Origin of the sequence: Flavobacterium sp., assembly GCF_035456085.1 — a bacterium.
In the GTDB taxonomy this organism is placed as follows: domain Bacteria; phylum Bacteroidota; class Bacteroidia; order Flavobacteriales; family Flavobacteriaceae; genus Flavobacterium.
Window position 1 is genome coordinate 12,377 of record NZ_DATIDY010000018.1, and the last position, 11,585, is coordinate 23,961.

9 protein-coding genes are annotated in these 11,585 nt (G+C 33.0%); all 9 read left to right on the forward strand.

The window, feature by feature from the left end:
• The first annotated feature begins 16 nt into the window (after positions 1-16).
• The 9 genes from VLC96_RS01140 to ruvA all read left to right on the forward strand — a co-directional run bounded on the left by VLC96_RS01140 (position 17) and on the right by ruvA (position 11,560).
• A complete protein-coding gene (locus VLC96_RS01140; RefSeq protein WP_325260207.1) occupies positions 17-1,369 on the forward strand; it encodes a quinol:cytochrome C oxidoreductase in 1,353 nt (450 codons plus the stop codon).
• Between the two features lie 19 nt (positions 1,370-1,388).
• Positions 1,389-2,546, forward strand: coding sequence for a cytochrome c oxidase subunit II (locus tag VLC96_RS01145; protein ID WP_325260208.1), 1,158 nt, complete (start codon positions 1,389-1,391; stop codon positions 2,544-2,546).
• 28 nt (positions 2,547-2,574) lie between these two features.
• Positions 2,575-4,371 carry a cytochrome c oxidase subunit I gene (locus tag VLC96_RS01150; protein ID WP_325260209.1) on the forward strand — a complete coding sequence of 599 codons (1,797 nt, stop codon included), beginning with the start codon at positions 2,575-2,577 and terminating at the stop codon, positions 4,369-4,371.
• A 79-nt stretch (positions 4,372-4,450) separates the two neighbouring features.
• The gene (ruvB, locus tag VLC96_RS01155) at positions 4,451-5,473 is read left to right on the forward strand and encodes a Holliday junction branch migration DNA helicase RuvB (protein WP_325260210.1); all 1,023 of its coding nucleotides are present in this window, start codon (positions 4,451-4,453) and stop codon (positions 5,471-5,473) included.
• An 11-nt stretch (positions 5,474-5,484) separates the two neighbouring features.
• Positions 5,485-6,831: a cytochrome P450 gene (locus VLC96_RS01160; protein WP_325260211.1), complete on the forward strand. Its 1,347-nt coding sequence runs from the start codon at positions 5,485-5,487 to the stop codon at positions 6,829-6,831.
• Positions 6,828-7,754, forward strand: a complete 927-nt coding sequence (queG, locus tag VLC96_RS01165) for a tRNA epoxyqueuosine(34) reductase QueG (RefSeq protein WP_325260212.1) — start codon at positions 6,828-6,830, stop codon at positions 7,752-7,754. The genes VLC96_RS01160 and queG overlap by 4 nt, the downstream gene beginning before the upstream one ends.
• A 212-nt stretch (positions 7,755-7,966) precedes the next feature.
• Positions 7,967-8,392, forward strand: a complete 426-nt coding sequence (locus tag VLC96_RS01170; protein ID WP_325260213.1) for a CBS domain-containing protein — start codon at positions 7,967-7,969, stop codon at positions 8,390-8,392.
• A 149-nt stretch (positions 8,393-8,541) separates the two neighbouring features.
• The gene (locus tag VLC96_RS01175; RefSeq protein WP_325260214.1) at positions 8,542-10,833 is read left to right on the forward strand and encodes an NADP-dependent malic enzyme; all 2,292 of its coding nucleotides are present in this window, start codon (positions 8,542-8,544) and stop codon (positions 10,831-10,833) included.
• Between the two features lie 145 nt (positions 10,834-10,978).
• The gene (gene ruvA, locus VLC96_RS01180) at positions 10,979-11,560 is read left to right on the forward strand and encodes a Holliday junction branch migration protein RuvA (protein ID WP_325260215.1); all 582 of its coding nucleotides are present in this window, start codon (positions 10,979-10,981) and stop codon (positions 11,558-11,560) included.
• Positions 11,561-11,585 lie beyond the last annotated feature (25 nt).

Sequence of the window (11,585 nt, forward strand, 5' to 3'; positions counted from 1 at the left end):
ACTGATCGTAATAGATATGTATACATTTTCAAGTAAATTAAAAACTTTTTCTTTCGTCTTAATGGCTATTGGTCTTTTAGGAATTGGATATGGTTTTTTGACTGCGCCTAAAAATATTCAAGAAGTGGAGACTCTTCTTGCTGCTGATGCTCATGGAACTCATGGTAAAGTTGATCATGAGGCTGCTTCAAGTGAGCATGCAAAAGCTGAAGCAGGAAAGCATGAAGTCAAAGCTGACGCTGAACACAAAGAACATTTAGAGCATGTTTTTCATCAATTAAGTAATAAACCATGGGCAGCATTATATGTAGCTTGTATTTTCTTTATGTTGCTTTCTTTAGGAACTTTAGTTTTTTACGGCATTCAACAAGTTGCTCAAGCGGGTTGGTCACCAGTGCTTTTTAGAGTAATGCAGGGGATTACAGCTTATTTGCCTGTAGGTTCTGTTATATTTTTCATCATATTGATTTCTTGTGGTTTACATGCTAATCATTTGTTTGCTTGGCTAGCAGAAGGTGTGACTACTAAAGGACATGAGAATTATGACGGTATTATTGCTGGAAAATCAGGTTATTTAAATTTCCCTTTTTGGATTGTAAGAGCAGCTGTCTTTTTAGCAGGTTGGAATGCATATAGATATTTTTCTAGAAAAAATTGTTTAGATCAAGATGAATCTGATGATAATTCTTTTTACAAAAAGAATTTTAACATTTCAGCTGGGTTTTTAGTTTTCTTTATTGTTTCAGAGTCTATTATGTCATGGGATTGGATTATGTCTATTGATCCTCACTGGTCTAGTACACTTTTCGGTTGGTATGTATTTGCTAGCTTCTTTGTAAGTGGTATTACTATGATCGCTATGGTTACTATTTATTTGAAATCTAAAGGATATTTAGAGTATGTAAATTCTAGTCATATCCATGATTTAGCGAAGTTTATGTTCGGTATCAGTGTGTTTTGGACTTATTTATGGTTCTCTCAATTTATGTTGATTTGGTATGCTAACATACCTGAAGAGATCACTTATTTTGTTACTAGAATTCAAGTTTATAATTTACCTTTCTTTGGTGCTGTTGTTATGAATTTCTTATTCCCTGTATTAATTTTAATCAATACTGATTTTAAACGTATCACTTGGATTTTGGTTATGGCGGGAATAGTAATATTGTTAGGCCATTATGTTGACTTCTTTAATATGATTATGCCTGGTACTGTTGGTAGTAGTTGGTTTATTGGTGTTTCAGAAATTGCATCGGTATTATTCTTTCTTGGATTGTTTATTTTTGTTGTCTTTACTGCATTAGCTAAAGCTCCTTTGTTACCAAAAAGAAATCCATACATTGAAGAAAGTAAACATTTTCATTATTAATATTTAAAGAAATAAACAGATGACAAGTTTGTTGGTAATTATAGTTTTAGTTTTATTGGCAGTTGCAATTTGGCAGCTGACGAAGATATTCGATTTAACACAAGTTGCTTCGACTTCGGACAATTCGCAAGTTGCAAATGATGATGATAATAATGTACAAGGATATTTGATGTTTGGTTTTCTAGCATTCATCTATATTTTTACAATATATGGGGTATATACATGGGGGCACTTAGTCCTTCATACCCCAGCTTCAGAGCATGGAGCATTAATTGATCGTCTAATGAATATTACATGGGTGTTGATCTTTACTGTTCAGGCTATCACTCAAGTTTTATTGCATTACTTCGCTTTCAAATACAGAGGTAATAAGGATAAAAGAGCCTTATATTTTGCGGATAACAATAAATTAGAAGCAATTTGGAGTGTTATTCCTGCTGTTGTCTTAGCTGGTTTGATTCTTTATGGTCTTTATGCTTGGACAAACATTATGTTTATCGATGAAGATGATGATACTGTTGTAATCGAATTATATGCTCAGCAATTTAAATGGACAGCAAGATATGCTGGCGAAGATAATGTTTTAGGTAAAGCAAATGTTAGATTAATCGAAGGTGTAAACACTTTAGGAGTTGATTTATCAGATCCTTATTCTCAAGATGATATAGTTGTTTCTGAATTACATATACCAAAAGGAAAAAAAATACACTTTAAGATGAGATCTCAAGATGTATTGCACTCAGCTTATTTCCCATATTTTAGAGCTCAAATGAACTGTGTTCCAGGTATGGTTACTGAATTTGCTTTTACTCCTATTTACACTACAGCAGAATATCAAGCATTACCTTATATGGTTGAGAAGGTTGATAATATTAACAAAATTAGAGCTAAAAGAAGTGCAGAGTTAGTTGCAAAAGGTGAGCCAGCTTTAGATCCTTACACTTTTGAATATTTATTATTATGTAATAAAATATGTGGAGCTTCTCACTATAACATGCAAATGAAAGTTGTTGTTGATACTCCTGAAGATTACAAAAAATGGTTGAGTGAAAAAACAACTCTAGTTGCAGAGGTAAAGGCTTCAAATGCTAAACCAGCAACGCCAGATGCTCCTGTAGGAAAAGATTCAGCTGTTTCACAAGATACTGCAGCTGTAGCTAAAATTGCTATGAAATAATTATTAAGAAAATTTAAAGTATAAATATATGTCAGCAGAAGGTCACGATCACGGACACGATCACGAACACGAACACCACCATAAAGACACTTTCATTACTAAATATATCTTTAGTATTGATCATAAAATGATTGCTAAGCAATACTTGTTAACTGGTATTATAATGGGAGTTATCGGTGTTAGTATGTCTTTGCTATTTAGAATGCAATTGGCTTGGCCAGAGCAATCTTTTAAGATATTCAATGTTTTGTTGGGTGATAAATGGGCACCTAATGGAGTTATGGCCAATGATATTTATTTGGCCTTAGTAACAATACACGGAACGATAATGGTTTTCTTTGTATTAACTGCTGGTTTAAGTGGAACTTTCAGTAATTTATTGATACCGCTTCAAATTGGAGCCCGAGATATGGCTTCTGGTTTTATGAACATGATTTCGTATTGGTTATTCTTCCTGTCAAGTGTAATCATGGTTTGTTCTTTATTTATTGAAGCTGGTCCTGCATCTGCTGGATGGACAATTTATCCTCCTTTAAGTGCATTACCTCAAGCTATTTCAGGATCTGGATTAGGTATGACTTTATGGTTAGTATCTATGGCTATTTTCATTGCTTCTTCTTTAATGGGATCTTTGAATTATGTAGTTACAGTTATTAATTTAAGAACAAAAGGAATGTCTATGACAAGATTGCCACTTACTATTTGGGCTTTCTTTGTTACAGCAATTATTGGTATAGTTTCTTTCCCAGTATTATTATCAGCTGCATTATTATTAATTTTTGATAGAAGCTTTGGAACATCATTCTTCTTATCTGACATTTATATTGCTGGTGAAGTTTTACATTATCAAGGAGGATCTCCAGTGCTTTTCGAACACTTATTTTGGTTCTTAGGTCACCCAGAAGTTTATATTGTAATTTTACCTGCTTTAGGAATTACTTCTGAAATTATTGCTACAAACTCTCGTAAACCTATTTTTGGTTATAGAGCGATGATTATGTCAATTATTGCAATTGCATTTTTATCAACGATTGTTTGGGGACACCATATGTTTATATCAGGTATGAATCCGTTCTTAGGATCTGTATTTACCTTTACAACATTGTTGATTGCAATTCCATCTGCAGTAAAAGCGTTCAACTATATTACAACACTTTGGAAAGGTAATCTTCAAATGAATCCTGCAATGTTGTTCTCAATTGGTTTGGTTTCAACTTTCATAACTGGAGGTTTAACAGGAATCATTTTAGGGGATAGTACATTAGATATTAACGTTCATGATACTTACTTCGTTGTAGCGCATTTCCACTTAGTAATGGGTATATCTGCTCTTTACGGAATGTTTGCTGGTGTTTATCACTGGTTTCCAAAAATGTTTGGTAGAATGTTGAATAAAAACTTAGGATATGTTCACTTTTGGGTAACAGCAGTTTGTGCTTATGGAGTATTTTTCCCAATGCACTTTATTGGATTAGCTGGTTTACCAAGACGTTACTATACAAACACTAATTTCCCATTATTTGATGATTTGCAAAACGTAAACGTATTAATAACAACTTTTGCTTTAATTGGTGGAGCTTTCCAATTAGTATTCTTATACAATTTCTTCTCTAGTATTTTCTATGGTAAAAAGGCAGTTCAAAATCCATGGAAATCTAATACATTAGAGTGGACTACTCCAGTTGAACATATGCACGGAAACTGGCCTGGTGAAATTCCTGAAGTTCACCGTTGGCCATATGATTACAGTAATCCTGGTCACGATGAGGATTTTGTGCCACAAACAGTACCTATGAAAGATGGTGAAGTAGTTTTACATCACTAAAATTTCACAAAGACTATATATAAATGCCTTTCATATTGAGAGGCATTTTTATTTGCTTATAACTTGTTATATTTGTAAAATGAATGAGAATTTAGATCCAACAAATAATAGCTATAGCGCCGATGAACTTGATATCGAAAAAAGATTAAGACCTTTATCTTTTGATGATTTTTCGGGTCAGGATCAGGTATTGGAAAACCTTAAAGTTTTTGTCGCTGCTGCAAATCAACGTAGAGAAGCTTTAGACCACACGCTTTTTCATGGGCCTCCGGGTTTGGGAAAAACTACCTTAGCAAATATTTTGGCTAATGAATTGGAAGTTGGAATCAAAATTACTTCAGGACCAGTTTTGGATAAACCAGGAGATTTAGCTGGATTGCTTACTAATCTTGAGGAACGTGATGTGTTGTTTATTGATGAAATACATCGCTTAAGTCCAATTGTTGAAGAATATTTATATTCGGCAATGGAGGACTTTAAGATTGATATCATGATTGAATCTGGACCTAATGCTAGAACGGTTCAAATAAATTTAAATCCTTTTACCCTTATTGGGGCAACAACTCGTTCTGGTCTTTTAACAGCTCCTATGCGAGCACGTTTTGGAATTTCTTCTCGATTACAATATTATACTACTGAACTTTTGACAACAATTGTTGAAAGAAGTGCAATGATTTTTAAAATGCCAATCACAATGGAAGCTGCAATCGAAATTGCAGGTAGAAGTAGAGGAACTCCGCGTATTGCAAATGCCTTGTTGCGTAGAGTTCGTGATTTTGCTCAAATTAAAGGAAATGGAACGATTGATATTGAAATCGCTCGTTATGCTTTAAAAGCACTTAATGTTGATGCGCACGGATTGGATGAAATGGATAATAAAATTTTGAATACTATCATTGATAAATTCAAAGGTGGACCAGTTGGATTATCAACTTTGGCAACTGCAGTATCCGAAAGTAGTGAAACGATCGAAGAAGTATATGAGCCTTTTTTAATTCAGGAAGGTTTTATTATGCGGACTCCAAGAGGTCGAGAAGTTACTGAAAAAGCTTATAAGCATTTAGGAAAAGTTAGAGCGAATATACAAGGTGGACTTTTTTAGAATTTATTGTGATGTTGGAAAGCAAAAAATACATTTATCCAAAAAAGTTATCATTAGTTAGATTCTTTTTGGATGCTGAAAAGGTTCGTAAAAACCCAATTCCAATTCATAGCAAATATTTTAAAAGCTTAGGAGATACCTTTTCTGTTAGAATAGGTTGGAAAATGCATTTAATTCTCTCTAGAGATAATGATATTGCCGAGCATATTTTGCAAAAAAATCATAAGCTTTATTATAAATCACGACTTCAAACTGTCTATCTGTCTAAATATGTTGGAAAAGGACTCCTGACTTCTGATGGGGATTTTTGGTTAAAACAACGAAGATTGATTCAGCCTGCATTTCATAAGCAAAAAATGAATCAGTTGGTGGGCAATATGAATCAGATAATAGATTCACAATTAAAAGATTTAGTCGAAGATAAGCCGGTTGATATTTTCCCTATAATGAGTCAATTGGCATACACTGTCGTTGCTAAATCCTTGTTCCATCTTTCTATTCCAGATGGAAAACTTAGAAGAATAAAGTTTATCATTGATGAAGTTCAGAATTTCTTAATTAAAGAAATAAGACTGCCGCACAAGGCTTGGTGGTTTTCTTTAAGCGGACAAGAAAAAAAACATCTTCAATTATCATTAGAAAATAATAATATAATCAAAGAGATTATTGAAGAAAGAGTTGCTTCAAAAGAGTCAACGAATGATTTACTTCAAATGCTTCTCGATACAAGATATGAAGATTCTGGAGAAGGAATGTCCGTAACTCAATTGATTGATGAAATAAAAATTCTTTTTACGGCAGGTTACGAAACAACTGCAAATGCGTTAACTTTTACACTTTATCTATTAGCAAAACATTCTGAAATTCAAGAAAATGTTAGAAAAGAAATCGAAGAAATAGAATTGGAAACTGATGATGTCATTGAACAGCTTCAAAGAATGACTTATACTAATGCTGTTATAAATGAGTCGATGCGATTGTATCCGCCCGCTTGGATTACAGACAGGCAAAATATTGCTGATGATAGCTTTGGTTCCTACCACATAAAAAAAGGAACTCTTATTGGTGTTTCTTTTTATGAGTTGCATCGTAATCCTAAATATTGGAGGAATCCAGATGAATTTGATCCAGAAAGATTTTTAGGAGAAGAAAAGAAAAATTCTATGAAATATTTTTATCCTTTTGGAGCTGGACCAAGAATGTGTATTGGTGTTGGTTTTGCGATTTATGAATTAGGCTTGACTCTTTTTAAAATTATAAAAAAATACGAAGTAAAACCTGTTAGTGGTGATGTTGGATTTAATCCATTGGTTACTTTAAAACCTGTAGGAGTTGAAGTTTTATTTTCTAAAAGATGAGTATAAATTCTAAAGAAACATATTCAGAATTTATCAAATCCGAGGCCAAACGTCTTGGCTTTTTGTCTTGTGGTATCTCCAAAGCTGGGTTTCTTGAAAAAGAGGCCCCTCGTTTAGAAAGTTGGTTGAATAAACAAATGAACGGCCAAATGACCTATATGGAAAATCATTTTGATAAACGATTAGATCCAACTCTCTTAGTCGATAATGCCAAAAGTGTAGTTTCACTTTTATTAAATTATTATCCGTCAGAAACTCAAAATCCTGATTCTTATAAAATTTCTAAATATGCTTATGGGCAAGATTATCATTTTGTCATCAAAGAAAAATTGAATGAATTACTTTTTTCAATCCGAGAAAATATTGGAGAAGTTGCTGGTCGTGCTTTTGTCGATTCAGCTCCTGTTCTTGACAAAGCTTGGGCTGCTAAGAGTGGTTTGGGATGGATTGGAAAAAACAGTAATTTACTCACTCAAAAAGTAGGCTCTTTTTACTTTATTGCCGAACTTATTATAGATTTGGATTTAGAATATGATCACGCTGTTACCGATCATTGCGGATCATGTACAGCTTGTCTTGATGCTTGTCCAACACAGGCAATTGTTGCCCCTTATGTGGTTGATGGGAGTAAATGCATTTCTTATTTTACTATTGAACTCAAAGATAGTATTCCCATGGAAATGAAAGGTCAATTTGATGATTGGGCTTTCGGTTGTGATGTTTGTCAGGATGTTTGTCCTTGGAATCGTTTTTCGAAATCACATAACGAACCTTTGCTAAAAGCTAACTCAGAATTACTTTCGATGTCTAAAAATGATTGGGTAGAATTAACTGAAGAAACTTTTAAAAAAGTGTTTAAGGATTCTCCTCTTAAACGTTCAAAATTTTCTGGGATAAAACGAAACATTCTTTTTTTAGAATAATTTTTTAAAGTTTTGAATATTTATAAGTGTTGTCTTGAGGTAGATAAAAAAAAGCAATTTGAAGAAATAAATTTTGCGAAAGTTAAAATAAACTCAAGTCTATTTATTTGTAAATAAAGACTTTAATTGTTATTTTCTTAGATAAATTATTTATTTTTTTGCTTTTCGTATTTTTTTTTTATTTAAATTTATATTTCTAAAATTTATCTATTATGACTGTAAATCAGATACTAAGAAAAAAAGGAACAGAAGTTTATTCTATTGTTTCAAGCTTTACTGTATTCGAGGCTTTGAGAGTTATGGGAGAAAAAAACATTGGGGCAATCCTTGTTATTGACAATGGTGTTTTAAAAGGAATTTTATCTGAAAGAGATTATGCTAGAAAAATAGTTTTAAAAGATAAGTCTTCTAAAAAGACTCCTGTCAGTGAAATCATGGAGACTGATGTGATCACCGTGAAATCTTCGGATAATTTAGAGTATTGTATGGGGCTAATGAGTGGGAAAAGAATCAGACATTTACCAGTAGTCGAAAATGATCAGATTATTGGTATTGTTTCTATTGGTGACGTTGTAAAAGCAATAATTGAAATTCAAAAGGAGACTATAAAACATTTAGATTCCTATATCTCGCAATAACAGTTAATTAAGAATTTTTCATAAATAGCTACTGAAATGGAGCTATTTTTTTTTGTTATAAATTAGCTAAAAAATGTATAAAAGAATATTTTATAGGCCTTGTTTTATAGTAAGTCCTCTATCTTTGTTCTTTGAAAAAAATAATGAAAATGGACAAAAATAGTAACAGTAAAAAAAGTGAAGCATTATTGTATCACTCTAAACCGACTCCTGGAAAAATACAAGTAGTCCCTACCAAAAAATATGCAACACAAAGAGATTTGTCTTTGGCGTATTCGCCAGGAGTTGCAGAACCATGTTTGGAAATTGCTAAAGATGTAAATGATGTTTATAAATATACTGCTAAAGGGAATTTAGTAGCAGTAATTTCAAACGGAACTGCTGTTTTAGGTCTTGGTGATATTGGTCCCGAAGCTTCAAAACCAGTGATGGAAGGAAAAGGACTTTTATTTAAAATATTTTCTGATATAGATGTGTTTGATATTGAGATAGATACTAAAAATGTAGAAGAATTTATCCAAACAGTAAAAAATATTGCCCCAACATTCGGTGGTATTAATTTAGAAGATATTAAAGCACCCGAATCATTTGAAATTGAGCGCAGACTTGTAGAAGAATTGAATATTCCAGTAATGCATGATGATCAACATGGAACGGCTATTATTTCTTCGGCAGCTTTGATAAATGCATTAGAATTGGCTCATAAAAAAGCTGAAGATGTTAAAGTAGTAGTGTCAGGAGCAGGATCCGCAGCGATTGCCTGTACTGATTTGTATGTTTTACTTGGTGTAAAAAAAGAAAATATTTTAATGTATAATAGCAAGGGACTTTTAACTAAAGATAACCCTGCATTGTCTGAATTGCAACAAAAATATGCTGTTGAAGGAGAACGTATCAGTCTACAAGCAGCCGTAAAAGGTGCTGATGTTTTTATTGGACTATCTTCTGCTGATGTACTGAGTGCTGAAATGTTGTTGTCAATGGCTGATAACCCAATTGTATTTGCAATGGCAAATCCAAATCCTGAAATTGATTACAACCTCGCAATTTCAACACGTAAGGATGTGATTATGGCTACAGGACGTTCCGATCATCCTAATCAGGTTAATAATGTACTAGGATTTCCGTATATTTTTAGAGGAGCATTAGATGTTCGTGCAACGAAAATTAATGAGGCAATGAAAATGGCAGCTGTAAAATCACTTGCTGCTCTTGCTAAACAAAGTGTTCCAGAGCAGGTAAACATTGCTTATGGAGCTACAAAATTAGTTTTTGGTAGAGACTATATTATACCAAAACCTTTTGATCCTAGATTAATTGCCGAGGTTGCTCCTGCTGTTGCAAAAGCAGCTATGGAATCTGGAGTTGCGTTGAATCCTATCACAGATTGGGATAAATATAGAGAAGAATTATTAGAGCGTTTGGGTAATGATAATAAAATGGTTCGTTTGTTAACGAATCGCGCAAAAACAGATCCTAAACGAATTGTTTTTGCCGAAGCCGAAGCACTTGATGTTTTAAAAGCTGCCCAAATAGTTTATGAAGAAGGAATTGGTTTTCCTATACTTTTAGGAAATAAAGAGATTATAGCAGAATTAAAAGAAGAATTAGGTTTTGATGCAGATCTTCCAATTATTGATCCAAAACTTGAAGAAGAAAAAGAAAGAAGAGAAAGATACGCCAATGCATTGTGGGAATCTAGAAAAAGAAAAGGTGTTTCGCTTTATGATGCTGGAAAGTTCATGAGAGAAAGAAACTATTTTGCAGCTATGATGGTCAGCACAGGTGAAGCGGATGGATTGGTTTCTGGATATTCCAGAAGTTATCCTTCTGTTGTGAAACCGATGTTACAAGTGATTGGAAAAGCACCAAATGCATCATTAGTAGCGACAGCTAATATCATGATGACCAGTAGAGGTCCAATGTTTTTGGCAGATACAGCAATAAATGTAAATCCAACAGCACAGGAATTGGCAAAAATCACGATTATGACCAATAATACCGTAAAAATGTTTGGTGTTGAACCTGTGATAGCAATGATTTCTTACTCTAATTTTGGTTCTTCGGCAAAAGAAAGCGCTTCAAAAATAAAAGAAGCTGTAGCATACTTGCACGAACATCATCCAGAAATTGTTGTTGATGGTGAACTTCAGGCAGATTTTGCTTTGAATCCTGAAATGTTATCAGCAAAATTCCCTTTTTCTAAACTAGCAGGAAAAAAAGTAAACACTCTAGTGTTTCCAAATCTTGAATCGGCAAACATTACATATAAATTATTGAAAGAGCTAAATAAAGTTGGATCAATAGGGCCAGTAATGATGGGAATGAAACATCCAGTCCATGTTTTCCAATTAGGAGCTAGTGTTGAAGAAATGGTAAATATGGCTGCTATTGCAGTTATTGATGCACAAGAAAAGAGCCTAAGGATGAAAGGAAAATAAAAAATAAAGCATCAAATAAACAAATTTGAGATTTTAAGACATAATGACATTTGTTAATTATAGGTCTATTAAAAGAGTAGTCTATATTGCAAAAGTCTTAGTCTTTGAATCTCATTTTTTATTATATTTGGCCAATATTTTTATTATGATAGCACATTTACAAGGAAAATTAGTGGAAAAAAATCCTACGGAAGTAGTGATTGATTGTAACGGTGTGGGTTATCAGGTAAATATATCTTTACATACATATTCTTTATTGCCCAATACCGATTTCATAAAACTGTTTACCTACCTTCAAATTAAGGAAGATGCACATGTTTTATTTGGTTTTGTTGAAAAATCCGAAAGAGAAATTTTCAAAATGTTGTTATCTGTATCTGGGATAGGTGCTGGTATTGCGCGTACTATGCTTTCATCTTTGGAACCCAAACAAATCATTAAGGCGATAGCTTCTGGAGATGTTGATACTATTCAAAAAATAAAGGGAATTGGTAGCAAAACTGCCCAAAGAGTAATTTTGGATTTAAAAGAAAAGGTGTTAAAAATATATGATTTGAATGAAGTTTCAATTTCGCAAAGCAATACAAACAAAGATGAGGCGTTATCTGCTCTAGAAGTTCTAGGTTTTGTTAGAAAAACTTCTGAAAAAATTATCGAGAAAATTATTAAAGAGGATCCAGAAGCTAGCGTGGAAACTATAATTAAAAAAGCTTTAAAAAATTTATAAAAAGCTATTTATAAGCATAATTGCT

Bases quoted from the DNA above. Each gene is read 5' to 3' on its own strand.
- VLC96_RS01140 (WP_325260207.1), top strand. From the start codon at position 17: ATGTATACATTTTCAAGTAAATTAAAAACTTTTTCTTTCGTCTTAATG.
- VLC96_RS01145 (WP_325260208.1), top strand. From the start codon at position 1,389: ATGACAAGTTTGTTGGTAATTATAGTTTTAGTTTTATTGGCAGTTGCA.
- VLC96_RS01150 (WP_325260209.1), top strand. From the start codon at position 2,575: ATGTCAGCAGAAGGTCACGATCACGGACACGATCACGAACACGAACAC.
- ruvB (WP_325260210.1), top strand. From the start codon at position 4,451: ATGAATGAGAATTTAGATCCAACAAATAATAGCTATAGCGCCGATGAA.
- VLC96_RS01160 (WP_325260211.1), top strand. From the start codon at position 5,485: ATGTTGGAAAGCAAAAAATACATTTATCCAAAAAAGTTATCATTAGTT.
- queG (WP_325260212.1), top strand. From the start codon at position 6,828: ATGAGTATAAATTCTAAAGAAACATATTCAGAATTTATCAAATCCGAG.
- VLC96_RS01170 (WP_325260213.1), top strand. From the start codon at position 7,967: ATGACTGTAAATCAGATACTAAGAAAAAAAGGAACAGAAGTTTATTCT.
- VLC96_RS01175 (WP_325260214.1), top strand. From the start codon at position 8,542: ATGGACAAAAATAGTAACAGTAAAAAAAGTGAAGCATTATTGTATCAC.
- ruvA (WP_325260215.1), top strand. From the start codon at position 10,979: ATGATAGCACATTTACAAGGAAAATTAGTGGAAAAAAATCCTACGGAA.